Below are 19,447 nucleotides of genomic sequence, written 5' to 3'. Positions count from 1 at the left end.
GAGCAGTGCTATAAAAAACACTGCTCTGTTATTTATTGTGCCCCTAAATTACGGGCTTGTTCTATATATTTCGTATCCCTCACCTCTCCTTTCTTGTCAACTTCAAAAGCGATCACGTGTCCGGTATCTTGCCATTGCATATATTTCGTCATAATATCATACGTGGAAAGCAATCCTTTCAATTCCTCGGGTTCATCCGTGGCACAAGACACGAGCAGAGCACATTCTTTACCCTTCACCTGCCGCACACTATTTTCCACGTAATAAGGATACAAGCGGTCTATCACGCATTTTATCTGTGCAGACAAACCGAAAAAATAAAGAGGCGACGCAAACACGATCAAATCCGCCTGTTCTATTTCAGCGTACAATTTTCCCATGTCATCCGACTGCACGCAAGGACTTCCCATAGACCAACACATATTACAAGCGAAACAACCGTTTATCTTGTACCCCGGCACCTTCAACACGCTTACCTCGTGTCCTTTCGATCTCGCTCCCGCGGCATAAGCTTCCGCCAACAAATCACTATTTCCGTTCGAACGGGGACTTCCTTCAAGAATCAATATATTTTTACCCATAATGCAATTATTGTTAGTTACACCACAAAAATAGAAATTTATTGCTTCATTGGATTTTTATCTAACGCAAATAACGATATTTTATTTGTCGCTCAATCTCCGCAAGGGAAAGTTCCGTCTTCACCTTTATCTTATACGTCCGTCCCGGCAATATATCGATATAGTTATCCGAAAAGAAAGCCATTCCCCCCGGTAAAGCGAACATCACGTTACACGCCAATTCATTAGCGGTCACCAAAATATACTTATCTTTTCCCTCTTCCTGGACCCGAATAGATAATCCCGGATCTTTCGGCAAATTCAGATCTTTATGATATTCAAAATACATATTTTTTTCATCCACGACCTGTCCTTCTGAAGTCAAACGAATCACGGCAAGTACATCCGCACCCGTAAGTCCGCAAAGTAAAGAAGAACATTTCGTTCCCGCCAAGACCGTCGACGTATTAGCCGGAATTTCAACATCAGACTTTTCCATGCAAATGATTTTCCCTGAAAAATCCATCACCTCGATACTCAACTCCGCATTCATTGGTCGCAAACAATCACTCACGGCATATACGAGTAAACTGTCATTCTGCCATTTGGGAGCCACGATAACCTCTTTAAAACAATCCCGTATCATGTAATGTGCCGTTTTCCACTTGTGATAATAATCCGTGGTAGACCAACTCGCCACAGACCAACAATCATTCAACTGCCAAACCAACGATCCCATACAATAAGGCATATTCCGGCGATGTGCCTCTATCGCCATTTTTGTAGAAAGTCCTTGCAACACGTGCGTCATATAAATAAATTGTTCGAAATCCTCCGGCACACGATAATACATTTTCATGTAATCCAAAATACGTCCGTTACCGATATAACTTCTTTGGTGTGATTTCATCACATCCGAATCAATATCATAATCTTCCGGCAAAGCATACTTCTGTATAGTACTCATTTCCGGGAAAGACTGGAATCCATACTCGCTGCAAAAACGGGTTGTCACTTCATCATAACTTTCCAACGGGCGGAATCCATGCCAAACACCCCAATAATGCTGGTCGCCGGAAGTAGTCCCATCCAATCCATGTTGCGTGGGTTCCGGTCCCGCCATCGGGGAAGACGGCCAATAATCACACCCGGGCATATATTCATCCACTACCCGTGGTAACAAATCATGAAACACGTCATAATAGGCTTTGAACACGGTGTCCTGCTGCTCTTTCGTGAATTGTTGTTTCCATCCCCAGCCCCCGGGCGAACCATGACGCCATGCTAAAGCATTTTCGTTATTACCACACCACAAAGCGATACAAGGATGATTACGCAACCGTACCACGTTATCGATTGCTTCTTGTCGAACATTATTCAAAAACTCCTCATTTCCCGGATACATAGCACAGGCAAACATAAAATCATGCCAAACCATAATCCCGTACCGGTCACATAATTCGAAGAATACATCATCTTCGTATATTCCACCACCCCATATCCGAAGCATATTCATGTTAGCATTCGCGGCATCGGCAATCATTTTCTCGTACAATTCAGGCGTCACCCGGGGCAGAAATATATCATTCGGGATGACATTCGCACCTTTAGCAAATACAGGTATTCCATTTAACTCGAAACCGAATGATTCGCCCCATTGGTCTTTTTTCCGCACTAATTTCAATGACCGCAATCCCGTCGTGACTTCCTTTTCTGCAATAATACCCCGATCGCCCTTTACCCGAATAGTAAACGTGTACAGATTTTGTTTTCCCAAACCATTACTCCACCACAACCGGGGATTCACAATATCGAAAGGCACAGAAATATCATTCTCCCCTTTTTTCAATTTCTCCTTAGCCGCAACCAATATTTTCCCATCATTCAATATCTCAACTTCAACATTTTGCACGTCATCTGCCTTTACCCGTACATTCGCGCTCAATGCAGCCAACTTTCCGGAAACCTCCGCTTGTTTAATATACACATCCTCCACCTTCATTCCATCCCATGCTTCAAGCTGCACCGGACGCCATATCCCGGAAGTCACCAAACGAGGTCCCCAGTCCCAACCGTAATGATAAGGAGCTTTACGGGTATACACGCTCACCCTATCTTTTCCCATTTCCCCTCTCTCGCTCTGGTCATTATCGGCAGGCAATCTCAATCCATAACGCTTCATCTCCTCCAATCCCCTTCTCGTGGGAGAAGCAAAAACGACACGCAATTCATTGTTCCCGGCTTTCAATTTCCCGGCAATATCAAACACCCATGTCCGAAACATATTATCCGCAGAACCAAGTTGTTCTCCATTCAAATAAACATCGGCATACGTATCCAATCCTTTAAAAATAAGCCTCTGATTTTTCTTTTCAATCAAATTTCCATCAACAAAAAACACGGTCTTGTATTCCCAGTCTTTTTTGTCAATCCACTGTAACCCGAGTTCGTTCATGCGATAGAAAGGATCTTCGATCTTCCCGTTTGCCATTAAATCTGTGTGAACCGTACCCGGAACTGTCGCCGGAAGCCATTCTCCACTATCCTTTTGGCGGAATTGCCATCCGGAAGCGATTTCCGTTCTTATCTCCTTTTCTGGAGAGCACCCGAGTATCCCCCCAATGCTACAACAGAAAAAGGCGAACCATAATATCTTATTCATTTACTTTTGGCTCTTGCAAAATATGTTTAGCAAAATTATAACCTAAAGCATCATACCTCTGGGTCAACAATTTAGCCCGATTCAAGAAATTCGGATACTCTCTCTGCGCCTGTGGTGTCCAAGCCACCTCTGCCAAAGCCGCCATACGAGGTAATAACATATATTGTGCATGACTGAAGGTAGTTATATATTCAGCCCATAAATTAGCCTGTACACCCATGATTTTTGTTGCTTCCTCCGGGGTCAATCCTTCCGTGGGATCCAAGCTATACACTTTTTCCACGGGCACGTACCCTCCGATACTGAAAGGTTCATTTTCCACCGGTTTCGCTTGATAATAATCAAAATAAGCATAATCATTCGGGACCATGATCACGTCGTTACCCCTTTTCGCTCCAGCAATCCCGCCACTCTTACCTCTCCACGACATAACGATTGCCGTTTTAGACACATTCCCTTCCAATATCTCATCCCAACCGATAATCCTCTTGCCTTTCGTTTTCAGGAATTCCTCAATCCGATGCACCACGTAATTCTGTAAATCACCTTCTTGCTTCAAGTTTTCTTTTTTCATCCGGGCTTGACACTTCTTACATTTTTTCCATGCATCTCTCGGGCATTCATCCCCTCCGATATGAATAATATCAGACGGGAACAACTCGGCAACCTCCTCCAACACACCTTCCCAAAACTCGAAAGTCTTCTCGTTTCCCGGGCAGAATACTTCCGGGAATACACCCCACATTTGACAAACCTCGTAGGATCCTCCCACACACCCCAATTCGGGATAGGAAGCCAATGCAGCGAGAGCATGTCCCGGGAGTTCTATTTCCGGAATAACCGTGATGTAGTGATCGGCTGCATATTGAATGACATCTTTGATTTCTTCTTGCGTGAAAAAATAGGGTCCGTAAGGAGTCCCGTCATATTTTCCTGTATTTTTACCAATCACGGTTTGTTTACGCTGGCTTCCAACTTTCGTGAGATTCGGATATTTCTTGATTTCGATGCGCCATCCCTGGTCATCCGTCAAGTGCCAGTGAAACACGCTTAATTTATGCATCGCCAACATATCGATAAAAGTCTTTACCTCATCTACTGTAAAGAAATGACGGCAAACATCCAACATGGTTCCCCGGTACTTTAAACGAGGTTCATCTTGAATCCGTACATTTTGGATTCTAATCCGGTTCATTTTCTCCCCTTTCTCTATCCCTACTGGCATCATCTGTCGCAAACTCTGCATGGCGTAAAATACAGCTTTCGAGCTTCCTCCACGAATATCGATAACTTTCTTGCTCACGTCCAAAACGTAAGCATCTAATTTCATAGAAGGATCGACATTGATATTCACTGCATTACTCTTGTTCTCTCCATACTCCACCTTCAAAGGTTCGCCGAAAGATTTCTCCGTTAATGTACTAAGGAAAGTACAGGCAGGAGTTAAATCATCCGCTCCTTTCACCACGTTAATCACAGTTTTCGGCGACAGAATGAATCCTCCGCCTGCAACAGTTACACTTTGAGGCTGAGGAACAATATTCACCTCTTGATTCGGTCCTCCAGCACATCCGGCAAGCATAACAATACACAATACTACAATTGAAACTAAATTGATCTTTTTCATAAACGTATTTTTTAACACAACAGCCAAGATAGGCTAAAATTTATAAATACGCAATTCTTTTTAAGACTCTACGATCAAATTTGTAAAATCTCCCGTGATACCCGTGTATTGCCGGGAATACTCGAACAAAGCAAAACGAGCCTCCGTCTGTCCTTCCGAATAATGCCATATAGAAAAATAATCCTCGACATCTTCTCCCAATTCTTCCAATTGACGTAAATATGCCGCGATAGATTTATTCTCTACAATATAAATATCTCCAATATTATCCACACCAGGACTATGCCTACGATTCACGTCCAACGAAAAACGCAAAATACGTTTCCCCTCTTTCGTCAATCCCACGGTCACGAAAGTCATACTCTTCCCTATTCCCGGCAAATTCATCACGTTCCGGTCGGTAGCTAAAAAAGGTTGGTCATACTTATCCAGCAAGCGGGCAAGACCGGGATTTAAAAGTTCCGGCTGCTCCAATATCTTCAATACTTCATTTTCCAATTCTTGTGACAATTGCCCGTACACTTTTTCTTCTTTCACCTCTTGCTCTGATCGACTATTCGGGGCAAACAAGGCATAATTCTCACCAAATCCCTTTACTGAAAAAGTATAATAAGTCAAAACGCCAATCTTATTCAACTCTTCCCGCAATCTTGCCGTATGTCCTCGTCGGGAAGCAGCCACGGTAAACACAAGCTGATTCGTGATAATCCATCCGGCATCCAGTAACCGACGTACCGCTTGCACCACCTCTTCCGTGATTTCCAAAGGGGACTCGAAATGCGTTTGTATAAAAAATTGTTGTATTCCCGCGTGTACCGCTTTTTCCCGGAACCGTTTCAACACATCAATCAATCCGTCATCAATCCGGCTCGGTAAATATGCCAACAGGCGAGACCCCAATCTTACCCGTTGAATTTCAGCATACTTCTTTCCTTTCACACGATACTTATTCGTCTCTATTTTACGAACAGCCATCTGATAAACAGCATCCAATATCTTTTCTAACGTCGAATTCTGACTCATCAAAGCATCCCCTCCTGTGATTAAAATATCTCGTAATTGAGAATCATACTCGTAATAAGTCATCAGGCGTTCCATCTTGCGTTCCCATCCTTCAACCGGCTTCAATCGTTCCAGATTAAAATTCAAATGTCCTTTCTGGAAATCATACATCCGCTGGCAAAGAGCGCACAATCCTCCACAAGCTCGTCCCATGGAATCCGGAATAAAAATAGCGACTTCCGGATAACGCCGATGAATATTTGTCGAGTTCGGCAACAACCATCCCGCGGCATTAGGCTTGCCGGCTTCCACGACATCCTCTTTCTCCCAAGCTTGAATATGTCCAAAATGCTCCACTAGTTCACGGGAATAAATCACGTAACTCCGAATCGTGGAATCATCATATCCTCGTTCCTTAATACTTAATAAAGACAAATAATAAGGTGTCACGAAAAACGGGATACCCTTCAATTTCGCATCATGCAAAATATCCATAGTCTTATCTGATAATGTATTATCTAAAAACAGATTCAATTCATCCGGATCCCGTATAGCCATCGACAAATGAAATTTATAATCTTTCCACCATTCGTCAATCAACCCTCGTTTCTCTCCATCTTCCATTTCCGGCGTGAAACGGTAACGGGAATTCATCTTATTTCTCCGTTCGATCTTCCCGATCAACAACTGACAAATTCGCACTCTATTTTCCCGGCGTTCATAACTAACATCTTCATCTATACCCACCTTCCAACGCTTTCTCCAAGATTTGCTTTGCTCACTGGAAGGCAAAACATCAAAACTATCTTGATACTGCTTGAACAAAAAATACCGATCAATCAAAAAATCCCGGTGTATATCCATGGCTTCTCCCCGTAACGCCTCCCACAGCCATTTTATCGGCTCGTAACGGATTTTCTCTCCTGTCGAAAAATCATGTATATACCGGGAACGATTCACGAACATTCTAAAAAATCGTCGTATAGAAAGAGGGGAAGGACGTCTGATTAAAGTTGCCCGAATATATTCTTTCAGGAATCCCTCGAAATCTCTCCAATCGCCGCATTCTTTGGCTGCTTGTGCTATACCCGGGAAATCCCTTTCAAACAAATCAATTAATTCGGTATACGAATATTTCAGTACATTTCTCACCTTCACGTTCCTCCTTTTTCTATTGGTTAAACAAAAACACGGCATAAAATACCATAGCGTCATCGGACGCCCTCGAAAGCCACGGGTTGGCATGTATTTATACAGAAAGTAAATACCTGAGGTTTACAAATTTAATAAAAAAGAAGAAGAAGGCAAGAAACAGGATAGTTAAAAAACGTATTTACAAAATAAACCCCAAAAATCACATCCGACTTTTGGGGCTCTTTCTATTTTTTATAAAGCTCAATATGCCACTTTATCATTCTTCGCCTGCCAAAGTTTAAACTCTTCTCCGGCACCCTCTTCCCGCTGATTCGTGAAAGGGATAAAACGTTGAGTCCCATCCAACACAATCTCTTTATAGATAAAAGAATCATCAAATCCACCCTCAGCCGCATCCTCTTTCGTGCAAGCATAATACACGGCTTTCGGGCGAGCCCAATAAATAGCTCCCAAACACATCGGGCATGGCTCACAACTGGAATAAATCTCGCATCCCGTCAATTGAAAAGAATTCAACCCCTGGCACGCCTTACGAATAGCATTCACCTCGGCGTGTGCGGTCGGGTCATTATCCGGGACCACCGTGTTTCCGGAAGAGGCGATAATCTCCCCATCCTTCACGACAACAGCCCCAAAAGGACCTCCCGTCCCATTCTTCACGTTCTCCACGGCAACACGAATTGCCTCCTTCATAAATTCACTATTATAAGCCATGAACTATTTTAGATTTTAAATTTACCCTATTTTTTCATTTTTACTTTTGCACTTTCAACAGTCAACGGTTTCCTGTTTCTCCAAATCATGTAAATCCCGACAAGTACAAAAGGTACACTCAACCATTGTCCCATGTTCAAGGTCATCGAAGCCTCGAAAGCCTCTTGATTTTCTTTCACGAATTCAATAAAGAAACGAGCCGTGAAAATCAATACCAGAAACATTCCGAAAAGAAAACCTTGTTTATCTTTCACGTTCGTTCTCCAATACAGATGCATCAGCACAGCAAAACTAATCAAATAACAAATTGCCTCGTACAATTGTGCGGGGTGACGAGGTAATTCGGGATGCTCGATACCGTGCCCGTGAATAAAGATAAATCCCCACGGCAAATTAGTCGGAAGTCCCACAATCTCCGAGTTCATCAGATTTCCCATCCGAATAAAGAAACCTGCCAGAGCAATAGGAATTACAGCACGGTCTAAGATCCAAAAAATAGACTTTTTACTCACCTTCTTGGAATAATACCACAATCCCGCGATAATCCCGATCGCCGCACCATGGCTCGCTAATCCCTGATACCCGGTGAACTTAAACGGACTCAACTGGAAAGGCAAAATAATCTCTAACAAATGGTTCTGATAATACTCCCATCCATAAAAGAAACAATGTCCCAAACGGGCTCCGATTACGGTCGCCACGGCAACATATATCCACAACTTATCCAACCATTGCTGACTCAACCCTTCCGATTTGAACATCTTCTCTTCTACCTTGTAGCCGCAAACAAACGCCAAAGCAAACAACAAGCCGTAATAACGAATAGAGAAGCCTCCTAAATTAAAAATCTCGGGACTAACGTCCCAATTGATAAATAATGAAACCATAACGATTCTGTGATTTTATGATTTATGATTAAGAGATTCAATAAAAGCGTAATCGGCAATCATTAAATCTCTCAATCACAAAATCTATTTATTCTTCTCTACCGTGGCAATTCTTGTACTTTTTACCACTTCCGCAAGGACAAGGATCATTACGTCCCACCTTAGGACCCACTTTCACCGGTTCAACCTTACGAGGTCCTTGGTTGGTCTGTGCGGCAGGGGAATCAGAACGTCCCGTACGCATCTTGCTCAAATCCGTACGCTTTTCTTCTGCTTGTTTCACTTCCTCGGGAGCCTCGAACGGTATCTGTCCCTTCATCAATGTAGAAACCACACTCTTGTTGATCTTATCTACCATTGTCTTGAACAGGTTGAACGACTCGAACTTATAGATCAATAACGGGTCTTTTTGCTCGTAAGTAGCATTCTGAACCGATTGTTTCAAATCATCCATCTCACGCAAGTGCTCTTTCCACGCATCGTCAATATGGGCAAGCATAATTGATTTCTCGTATGCACGAACCAACTCTTCGCCTTCCGTGCGATATGCCTTTTCAAGGTTCGTAACCACGTTATACATCTTCTTGCCATCCGTGAAAGGCACCACGATATTTTTGAACATCTCACCCCTTTGCTCAAACACGTTCTTGATAACCGGATACGCCTGTTTCGCGATACCTTCCACCTTGCGGGAGAACGTATCTCTCGTTTCTTTATATAACTTTTCGGTCAAATCGGATGCCGACATCTTCTGGAATTCCTCTTCTTTTATATCAAAATTCACGGATAGATATTTCAACACATCCAATCGGAAAGCTTCCACCTCATTATTTTCCTTGTGTTCTTCAACCAAAGCCTCGCAAACATCATACATATTATTCGCGATATCGACACCGATTCTCTCCCCGAGCAACGCATGCCTTCTCTTCTTGTATATCACCTCACGTTGAGAGTTCATCACGTCGTCATACTCCAGCAAACGCTTACGGATACCGAAGTTATTCTCCTCCACCTTCCGTTGCGCACGTTCAATGGACTTCGTAATCATCGAGTGTTGGATAACATCACCTTCCTCGTGTCCCAAGCGGTCCATCACACGAATAATTCTCTCGGAACTGAAAAGACGCATCAAATCATCTTCCAACGACACGAAGAACTGGGATGAACCCGGGTCTCCCTGACGTCCGGCACGACCTCTTAACTGACGGTCTACACGACGAGATTCATGACGTTCCGTACCGATAATAGCCAAACCTCCGGCAGCACGTACCTCCGGGCTCAACTTGATATCCGTACCACGACCCGCCATATTGGTTGCAATCGTAACCACTTGCGATTTACCGGCTTCAGCAACGATATCAGCCTCCCGTTGATGTAACTTCGCGTTCAACACGTTATGCTTGATTCCGCGCATTTTCAACATACGGCTCAATAACTCAGACACCTCGACAGAAGTCGTTCCCACCAACACGGGACGCCCGACTTCTACCAATTTGGTAATTTCCTCGATAACTGCATTATATTTCTCCCGTTTCGTCTTGTACACGTAATCATTCGCATCTTTCCGGATAATCGGTTTATTCGTCGGGATAACCACAACATCCAATTTATAGATGTCCCATAACTCACCCGCTTCAGTCTCTGCCGTACCGGTCATACCAGCCAGCTTATGATACATACGGAAATAATTCTGCAATGTAATCGTGGCAAATGTTTGCGTGGCAGCTTCCACTTTCACATTTTCTTTCGCCTCGATAGCCTGGTGCAAACCGTCTGAATAACGACGACCTTCCATGATACGTCCAGTCTGCTCGTCCACGATCTTCACCTTATTATCGATCACCACGTACTCCACGTCCAACTCGAACAAGGTGTACGCCTTCAACAACTGGTTCACCGTGTGCACCCGTTCCGATTTAGCAGCATAACTTTGAACCAACTGGTCTTTCTTCTCGACCTTCTCTTCATCCGTCAAGTTAGACTTGTCAATCTCTGCCAACTCTGAACCGATATCCGGCAATATAAAGAATGTCGGGTCTTCTCCCGCTGCCGTAATCGTATCGTGTCCCTTATCCGTTAAATCGATAGAATTCAATTTCTCGTCGATCACGAAATAAAGCTCATCCGTGATCTCGGGCATACGGCGGTTATTCTCCTGCATATATATATTCTCGGTTTTTACCAAAGTCGCCTTATTTCCCTGTTCACTCAAGAACTTGATTAATGGCTTATATTTCGGTAATCCCTTGAAAGCTCTCAACAACAATATAGCCCCCTGTTCCTCTTGTTTCCGATCTCCACTAGCCAACAATGTCTTCGCCTCGTTAAAAATTCGTGATACCAATTCACGTTGCATACGAACCAACTTCTCCACACGAGGTTTATACTCGTCAAACATCTGGATATCCCCCTTCGGTACAGGACCGGAAATAATCAACGGGGTACGGGCATCATCAATCAACACGGAATCCACCTCATCCACGATAGCGTAATTATGCTTCCGTTGCACAAGGTCTTCCGGGTGTATCGCCATATTATCTCTCAAATAATCGAAACCAAATTCATTATTCGTACCGAAAGTAATATCCGCCTGATAAGCCTGTCTTCTTTCAGGGGAATTAGGTTCCGTCTTATCAATACAATCTACAGACAATCCATGAAACATATATAACGGTCCCATCCACTCGGAGTCACGTTTAGCCAAATAGTCATTGACCGTTACCACGTGTACGCCTCGTCCGGTTAAAGCATTCAGGAAAACAGGCAAAGTAGCCACCAACGTCTTACCTTCACCGGTCGCCATCTCGGCAATCTTACCCTGGTGCAACACGGAACCTCCGATCAGCTGCACGTCATAGTGCACCATATCCCAAGTTATCTCGGTTCCTCCGGCAAGCCATGAATTGAAATAAACGGCATCGTCACCGTCAATCTCCACGAAATCCTTGCTTACCGCCAAATTCCGGTCAAAATCCGTAGCCTTCACCACGATTTCCTTGTTCTCGGTAAACCGTCTTGCAGTATCCTTCATCACGGCAAAAGCCACTGGCAGAATTTCATTCAAGACATCTTCCAGCTTTTTGTCGATCTGTTCTTCCAGCTTATCAATCCGATTATATATTTCCTCTCTTTCTTCAATAGAAGGTTTATCATTTTCGACCTTTGCTTTCAATGCGGCAATCTCATCCTCTTCCGATTTCACGTGAGCGTGTATCTTCGCCTTCAAATCGGCAGACACCTTTCTCAGGTCATCATTGCTCAAGCCTTTGATCTTCTCCCACTCCGTATTTACTTTTTTCACAACCGGTAACAACTCTTTCATATCACGGTCAGCCTTGTTACCGAACAACTTCTTTAATATATCGTTAAATCCCATACTTTTTTATAATTGAAAATTGAAAATTGAAAATTGAAAATGATAAAACACAGTTTATCCCTTCAATCGTAAATCTAGAATCATAAATTTAAAATTTCAGCATTTCCCCGGCGCTCGTATGGGATTAGCTGCAACTTCCGGAACTTTCCATCCCGGAAGAACAAGTGGTGAATAAGAATAATAAATTTTTACACGATCTATCGAAGCTGTATAATTCGGATGACTAGAAATACCATAATCCCAATCATCAACAGTCCTTTTATCCGTGCAGACCGTTATAATTTTCTCGGTAGGAGAAGAAATCAACAAACGATAGCTGTCATTCGCCACGGGGACATTTCCGGCACGCACTCCTATCGGGAGAGTTGCCACACACCCGGCAAATACATATAAAGCAGCTATTAAATATTTGTTCATTTCCATGACGTCAAAGATAATGCTTTAATCTAAACCTTCAACTTTTAGCTTTCAGTTTTTATCTTTTACTTCTCACAATTTTTCTCCGAAAGCAAGATCTCCCGCATCCCCAATACCCGGGTCGATATAACAACTCTCCGTCAAACCCTCGTCCATGGCCCCCGTCCATATCGTAACCGGCTCATCTTTCAAAGCCTCCGTGATCTTTGCTAATCCCTGGCGACTGGATACAATTGCAGCTATATGCGTGTGGGCGGGTTTCCCGCCTTGCTTCAACAATTCATGATAAGCCACCACTATTGAAGCCCCCGTTGCCAACATCGGGTCTACCAACAACAACTGCTTTCCCTCCAAACTTGGTGTATAAATAGAATCGAAACGTATTTCAAAATCAATATGATTCTCCTTGTATTTTCTTCTTGCAGAAATAAAAGCATTCCCAGCACGATCAAAATAATTCAAAAAACCTTGATGAAAAGGAAGTCCCGCACGCAACACGGAAGCCACCACCACATCTTCATCTGCCAGCCTCACGTCAGCCACGTTGATCGGCGTCTGCACCTGATGCGATGAATACCGAAAAGTCTTACTAATCTCGTAAGCCATAATCTCCCCCACCCTCTCCAAATTCCGTCTGAAACGTAAAGGATCTTTCTGTATCTCCCGATCCCTAAGCTCTGCCAAAAAACGATTGTAAACCGAATCCTCCTTGTTAATAATATACACCATTATATATTTTCTTTAATAAAACTATCGTAAACACACGAATTCCCTCAATTTTCTATTTCCTCGTACTCCGCGTCCTCGATCTCCCCGCCTCCCATTTTCTGCTGTTGCTCGGACTCGTGAGCCTCTTTTCGCATTTGATTAATCCGGCGTTGGTTAATTAAATCGGTAATCCCATAGAAAATAGATATAGCCCCGAAAAACGTGATAATTCCCTCTTTCGCGGAAAACGGGTTCGCGAAGATAACCACTCCTGCCAAAAGCACGATCACCGGGAACAAATAACTCATTCCGCTAATTTGCCCGAATCTCCTGGCAGAAGTAAGCACAACCAACTGACCGATACCCGCTACAACCAAAATAAATCCTAACAGATACATTAATATATTCGTGAAAGTATCCGCCATCACCCACAACAGGATACCCAGAATAATACTTCCGATCCCGTTAAAAGAAATCAACCCTCTTGGGGAGCCGTCCCCTTGATCTCTCAAGGAAACCAAAAAAGAAACGATCCCGGCAACACAAAATACGGCACCGATAATCTTAACCGTGTAATTCAAAACTTCTGTCGGCCACAGCACGAGTACAATACCCGTCACGATCGCCACGATCGACCTCACCATCGTTCTTTTATAAGACCCGGAAGAAAATATAATCTGCATAATTATTATTTTAAGTAATTTCAATCAAATTCATCCAACGAAAGTAATGATTTTTTCTGAAATAATTAAGCCGGACAGGCGCCCGGCTTAACTTTTTTATTTTATTAATTCCACGCTTCGCTTGACAAACTTGTTCAAAGCCTCTCCTTTCAACAGTCCATTCGCCAACAATGCCAAGTCAATTAACTGACCTACAACCTTATTACCCTTACCGTATTCTTCCAGCAAACTTTTTTTCCGTGTCTGCAAATCAGAAATAGCTTTACTGTATTCAGCCTTCCGGTCCTTATCCACTTGCGGAATTTCCTCCTCTTTCTTACCCTTATTCAATTCATCCAACTCCGCTTGTTTCTTCTCGGTTTCCTTAATCTCGAAATAAATCGGCTCTAGCTTAGCCTGCATCTCGTTCTTTTCTTCCTCGAGAATAGCGTTCACCAGATTGTGATCCGTGTTCACGACCAACGTGTACTGATCGCCCATTGCTCCATAGAATCCCATTCCCGGATTCATTGCCGCCATATCCTTCATACGACGCATAAACTCGGAACGCGTCACAATCACCGGATCGCCATTCTCACCCATCGCCTCGAAATTCACCATAAACATCCCCCCGTCTTGCGGCAATTGAGAAGAGAACACGGCACGCAATTCTTCTTGCTCCTCATGGCTCAATGCCACTTCTTTCACGTCCTCCTTCGGGATCAACTTATCAATCACATCCGAATCCACCCGCACGAACCGATGCTCCGGATTCTTTTGTTCCAGATGATTGATAAAATGCGTATCCAGCTGGCCGTCCATCAGCAACACGTCATACCCTTTTCCCTTTGCCGTCTCGATATACGTGTATTGCTCCTTCACGTCCGTCGCGTACAAGAATACCACTTTTTTATCTTTATCCGTCTGGTTAGCCTTAATCAAATTCTCGTACTCCTCGTAAGTGAAATATTTTCCCTCGGTATTCTTGAACAAGAAAATACTCTTTGCCCGTTCATCAAACTTCTCGTCCGTCAACATGCCGTATTGGATGAAGATCTTCAAATCATCCCACTTCTTCTCGTAATCCTCACGCTTGTTCGTGAAAATATCATTCAAACTATCGGCAACTTTCTTCGTGATATGACTGGAAATCTTCTTCACGTTACGGTCACTTTGCAGGTAAGAACGCGATACATTCAACGGAATGTCCGGAGAATCGATTACCCCGTGCAATAACGTCAAGTATTCCGGCACAATCCCCTCTACGGAATCCGTCACGTACACTTGATTGCTATACAGTTGTATTTTATTCTTCTGTATCTCGAACTTGTTATCAATCTTCGGGAAATACAAAATACCGGTTAAATTAAACGGGTAATCCACGTTCAAATGAATATGGAACAAAGGAGCCTGGGCCATCGGGTACAACTCGCGGTAAAACTTCTCGTAATCCTCCTCCTTCAAATCCGCCGGTTTACGTGTCCATGCCGGATTCGTGTCGTTAATCACGTTATCCTCATCCGTATCCTTGTATTCACCATCTTTCCACTCCTTCTTCTTCCCGGAAATAATCTCGATAGGCAAGAATTTGCAATATTTCGTCAACAACTCGTTCACCTTCGAATCTTCCAGAAAATCCTTCTCCTCCTCGTTGATATACATGATAATATCCGTACCCCGCTCGGCTTTCTCCGTTTCTTCCAAAGAGTATTCCGGGTTTCCCTCGCACGACCATTTCACCGCTTTCGCCCCCTCTTTATAAGATTTCGTCACGATCTCCACCTTGTCACTCACCATGAACGAAGAATAGAAACCTAACCCGAAATGCCCGATAATAGCAGCCGCGTTATCCTTGTATTTATTCATGAACTCCTCCGCACCGGAAAAAGCGATCTGGTTAATATACTTCTCCACCTCTTCCTGCGTCATCCCGATACCGTTATCCGACACCGTCAACGTGCCTGCCGCTTTGTCAGCCTTCACCCTTACCTTCAACTCACCAAGCTCACCCTTGAACTCCCCGTTCGAAGCCAATACTTTCATCTTCTGCGAGGCATCCACCGCATTCGAAACAATTTCTCTCAAGAAAATATCATGATCCGAATACAAAAACTTCTTGATAATCGGGAACAAATTCCCTGTTGAAACTCCTATCTTTCCTGTTGACATAACACTATATTTTAATTTAATTGTACTTCAAATTTTTACGACAATTAAATGGCAATTGTTATGCCAAAAAACACTCTCTGCCGATTTGGCAGTGATTACTTTCAAATATTTCACAAGAAAAAAAAGCATAAATCTTTTTTATAGATCTTTTTTGTTATAATGCTTATGAAGAAATACCGACATAATCACCATGAACGTAAGTATCTCTGCCACCGGGATTGCAAGCCATGCTCCATCGTCACCCAACAAAGTGGGAAGTATCAAGAATGACGGCACAAGGAAAACGATTCCTCTCAACAAAGTGTACAATGTCGATTTTCCGGCTGCTTCTATGCTTTGATAATAGCCTATGAAAGTAATATTTACAGCAAAAAACACCGCACAAATGGCAAACAATGGGAGACCGTGGCATGCAAGAGCGAATGCCGGTTCTTTAGACGAGATGAAAGCTCCTACAATAAATTCGTCTCCGAAGCACAATACGGCAGTTACAATCAGCCCGCAGGATATAGCGGTTATAAGGGCGACTTTCAATGCCCTTGTGATTCTTTCGTCATGGTGTGCACCATAATTATAGCTGATAATAGGTTGCGCCGACTGTGCCACTGCGTTGCTGATAGAGAATACGATAGGGAAAAGATAGCAGGCAATGGAAAATGCTGCTACTCCATTTTCGCCCATACGTTCCAGAAACACGAAGTTTCCCGTAATCATCATCACACTCATGGCACATTCAGACAAGAAAGTCGCAAAGCCTATCTTAATCATGTACCATATATTCCTGAGAGTCAAGACGACGCTTGTGAGCGAAGTCTTAAGGCGGTAAAACTTCAATCGGCCAGAAAGCCATATAAAATAAACAATGACCATGACACCACCGATTACACAACTGATTGTTGTTGCAAGAGCTGCTCCGGCGACACCCATTCCGAGCGGGAAAACCATTATGTAATCCAGCACAATATTTATCAATGCCGGCACTACCTCACACCACATTGCAAATTTCGGAGAACCGTCAAGACGTATCAGCATCATGCCGATACACTGGAACAACAGAAACGGTGCACTAGGTATCATATTTCTCAAATATGCCGTGGCTCCGGGCATAAGTTCATCGGTAGCTCCGAAAAATCCGGCGACCATACGTGGAAACAGCAATGATGTAATGGCAATCAGAAGTATAACTAAAGTACCGACAATAAATGATTGTGTCATAATTATCTTGGCTGCCTTGTCATTATTTTCCGATAATCGTATGCTCGCGATGACAGATGCACCGATACCGAACATCAATCCTATGCCAGTGCATATCATAAACATCGGTGCTATTATATTGACTGCCGCCAGTCCAATCGGCCCGACTCCATGACCTACAAAAATTCCATCTATGACAGCAAGAACCGAATTGAAAATCATCGCTGTCAATGTCGGGAAAAACAAGGCTCTGAACAGAGGTCCGATTTTTCCCTTTTCAAAATCCATTTTATCTCTATCGAGATTTTGTAATTTACCCATTCTTTTCGCTTTTTATTTTTCGGCCGCAAAATTAGGACGATTTAGCGGCATACCCGGAATACAAAAACAAACTATAAGGGGATTTTTAGAAACTATCCTCGATAAATCTAATAAAAACCATTATTTTTGCAATCAAATAACAAACTGATGGAAAAGCAATCATATCAAATTTCCTCAATAACCTCTCTTTCCACTTATATCGGATGTCCTATGCGCACTACAGGTTGCATCTTGCTTTACTGTATGGAAGGACGTGCGGTAGTGGAATGTAATTTTACAGACATGCCGTTTCGCAAAGGAAATATGGTAATCATATTTTCGGATACGCTTTTCTCAATGAAAAAAATCAGCCCTGATTTTAAGACAAGATATTTTGAATTGTCCGTAGCACTGACAGATGAATCCACATTTACATCAGCAGGAGCATTTTTTGACTGGCTATATGAACATCCTGTATTTAGTATTCCAGATGAAAGGAAACAGGATGTTGAACTGTGGCTCTCAATGATGGATTGGATTGACGCCAACACTACAGGCAAATATCGGAATATGATGCTACGTAATCAATGGCATAATTTTTTTCTTGGTGTAGAGTCTGTGTTGAAAAGCAGACTGACAGAACGCAATACAAAGACAATAAGTGCAAGCCGTAAACTGTTTAACGGCTTTTGCAAGCTGTTAAGTGAGAATTGCCGCAAATACCATGAAGTAAAGTTTTATGCTGACAAACTTTGTATCACACCATATTATCTGTCCCGAATAACCCATCGCATCTTTACTGTCTCTCCGAAAGAACTTATTGACCGTCAGATTATAATGGAAATCAAGTCATTATTGACGACTACCGAGCTTTCAATAAAAGAAATAGCAGATTTATATAACTTTGAATCCTCTTCATATCTTGGCCGATATTTCCGCCGTCATATCGGAATGACACCATCGGAATACCGTGATCGCCATAATTAGCAAGTCGTTATTTTATTGAACAGGTCAAATATAGTTATTTTGCAACCGGGGGTATATCGGATGAACCTATAAGGTCATGGACGATTCAAACTGTTCTATCTGCAGTTGAATGAGGCGATGTCGCCAGGAACTGTGTGTTCCCTCCCCAACTGAAATAGGCTACTAAAATCTTTCTGGAAGAATCATATTCTATCGAATCAGAAGAATATAAAGGTGAATCAGAACCATCATCTTCGGAACAGGCCGCCATTGTTAAGGCTGAAATGAACAAGCATAGATACAAGCAAATTCTTTGTTTCATAATGTCTCATATTTTTATTGTTACTATTTTCCAAATCCTTGTTTTTGCAGCCATTTCAACACATTGTCTTTCGCTGTACTCATATTGTCACGCGAGACGGAAGGCCCTTGTATAACTGTTGCATTCTTCTCAAGTTCCGTAATGGTCTTGACAGACTGCGAGAAACGGCTGCCACCATGCGTGCAGAATGGGATGACGGTCTTGCCGCTGAAATCATATTCTTCAAAGAATGTATATAGCGGCATGGGCATATCGTACCACCAGTTCGGATAACCGACGAATACCACGTCGTAGTCTTTCAAGTTCTTAATGTGCGAAACCAGTTTAGGACGGGCTTTAGCTTCCGCTTCCTTTTTGGCTGCATCCACCAGTTCCTTATGTCCGCCGGGATAAGTCTGTACCGTTTTGATGGCGAACAAGTCACCTTTGGTAATTTCACTGATAATTCGGGCAACATATTCCGTATTGCCGTAAAGCTGCCCATTGTCGATAATCCGGCTGGCACCTGAAGAGGCATCCACTCCGTCCGTTTCCGGCACCGTAAAATAAGCGACCAAAACTTTGGCGTCTTTATTTAGGGCTATGGAATGTGTTCCTACTTCCTGAGAAATCGGAGTTTGCCCCGTCGTTTCCTTTGAATCGCAATTTGTATATGCCCATGCACCTGCTATGGCACAAACGACTATGGCTACAAATAGAATTGTCTTTTTCATCTTCTTTTCAATT

Annotated in this window: 14 protein-coding genes; 1 reads left to right on the top strand and 13 read right to left on the bottom strand. The window is 43.0% G+C overall.

Annotated elements, in window-relative coordinates; translation table 11 throughout:
- Window positions 1-32: 32 nt before the first annotated feature.
- From BN8899_RS15090 to BN8899_RS15035, 12 genes are all read right to left on the bottom strand, one after another.
- Window positions 33-581: a flavodoxin family protein gene (locus BN8899_RS15090; protein WP_065220025.1), complete on the bottom strand. Its 549-nt coding sequence runs from the start codon at window positions 579-581 to the stop codon at window positions 33-35.
- Between the two features lie 61 nt (window positions 582-642).
- Window positions 643-3,222, bottom strand: coding sequence for a beta-mannosidase (locus BN8899_RS15085; protein ID WP_065220024.1), 2,580 nt, complete (start codon window positions 3,220-3,222; stop codon window positions 643-645).
- On the bottom strand, window positions 3,215-4,849 hold the full coding sequence (locus tag BN8899_RS15080) for a beta-N-acetylhexosaminidase (protein ID WP_065220023.1): 1,635 nt from the start codon (window positions 4,847-4,849) through the stop codon (window positions 3,215-3,217). The genes BN8899_RS15085 and BN8899_RS15080 overlap by 8 nt, the downstream gene beginning before the upstream one ends.
- Window positions 4,850-4,909: 60 nt before the next feature.
- Entirely contained in the window at window positions 4,910-7,009 is a 2,100-nt protein-coding gene (locus tag BN8899_RS15075) for a KamA family radical SAM protein (RefSeq protein ID WP_065220022.1), read from the bottom strand.
- Between the two features lie 237 nt (window positions 7,010-7,246).
- A complete protein-coding gene (locus BN8899_RS15070; protein WP_065220021.1) occupies window positions 7,247-7,720 on the bottom strand; it encodes a nucleoside deaminase in 474 nt (157 codons plus the stop codon).
- A 26-nt stretch (window positions 7,721-7,746) separates the two neighbouring features.
- Window positions 7,747-8,607, bottom strand: coding sequence for a prolipoprotein diacylglyceryl transferase (gene lgt / locus BN8899_RS15065; RefSeq protein ID WP_065220020.1), 861 nt, complete (start codon window positions 8,605-8,607; stop codon window positions 7,747-7,749).
- Between the two features lie 88 nt (window positions 8,608-8,695).
- The gene (secA, locus tag BN8899_RS15060) at window positions 8,696-11,983 is read right to left on the bottom strand and encodes a preprotein translocase subunit SecA (RefSeq protein ID WP_065220019.1); all 3,288 of its coding nucleotides are present in this window, start codon (window positions 11,981-11,983) and stop codon (window positions 8,696-8,698) included.
- 96 nt (window positions 11,984-12,079) lie between these two features.
- Window positions 12,080-12,400, bottom strand: a complete 321-nt coding sequence (locus tag BN8899_RS15055; RefSeq protein ID WP_148375460.1) for a hypothetical protein — start codon at window positions 12,398-12,400, stop codon at window positions 12,080-12,082.
- Between the two features lie 72 nt (window positions 12,401-12,472).
- Complete coding sequence (upp, locus tag BN8899_RS15050) at window positions 12,473-13,129, bottom strand: uracil phosphoribosyltransferase (protein WP_187376919.1); 657 nt, start codon at window positions 13,127-13,129, stop codon at window positions 12,473-12,475.
- A 44-nt stretch (window positions 13,130-13,173) separates the two neighbouring features.
- A complete protein-coding gene (locus BN8899_RS15045; RefSeq protein WP_065220017.1) occupies window positions 13,174-13,791 on the bottom strand; it encodes an HdeD family acid-resistance protein in 618 nt (205 codons plus the stop codon).
- Between the two features lie 96 nt (window positions 13,792-13,887).
- Window positions 13,888-15,939: a molecular chaperone HtpG gene (gene htpG / locus BN8899_RS15040; RefSeq protein WP_065220016.1), complete on the bottom strand. Its 2,052-nt coding sequence runs from the start codon at window positions 15,937-15,939 to the stop codon at window positions 13,888-13,890.
- A gap of 138 nt (window positions 15,940-16,077) precedes the next feature.
- Window positions 16,078-17,454, bottom strand: coding sequence for an MATE family efflux transporter (locus BN8899_RS15035; RefSeq protein WP_065220015.1), 1,377 nt, complete (start codon window positions 17,452-17,454; stop codon window positions 16,078-16,080).
- Between the two features lie 147 nt (window positions 17,455-17,601).
- Between BN8899_RS15035 and BN8899_RS15030 the strand changes: the two genes are divergently transcribed.
- Entirely contained in the window at window positions 17,602-18,420 is an 819-nt protein-coding gene (locus BN8899_RS15030) for a helix-turn-helix domain-containing protein (protein ID WP_065220014.1), read from the top strand.
- 324 nt (window positions 18,421-18,744) lie between these two features.
- Here BN8899_RS15030 and BN8899_RS15025 read toward each other — a convergent pair whose 3' ends face one another.
- Window positions 18,745-19,434: a flavodoxin gene (locus BN8899_RS15025; RefSeq protein WP_065220013.1), complete on the bottom strand. Its 690-nt coding sequence runs from the start codon at window positions 19,432-19,434 to the stop codon at window positions 18,745-18,747.
- Window positions 19,435-19,447 lie beyond the last annotated feature (13 nt).

It is taken from the genome of Butyricimonas sp. Marseille-P2440 (assembly GCF_900091675.1).
In the GTDB taxonomy this organism is placed as follows: Bacteria; Bacteroidota; Bacteroidia; order Bacteroidales; family Marinifilaceae; genus Butyricimonas; species Butyricimonas synergistica.
Note: the sequence above shows the minus strand (reverse complement) of the source record. Positions and strands in the feature narration are given on the sequence as shown.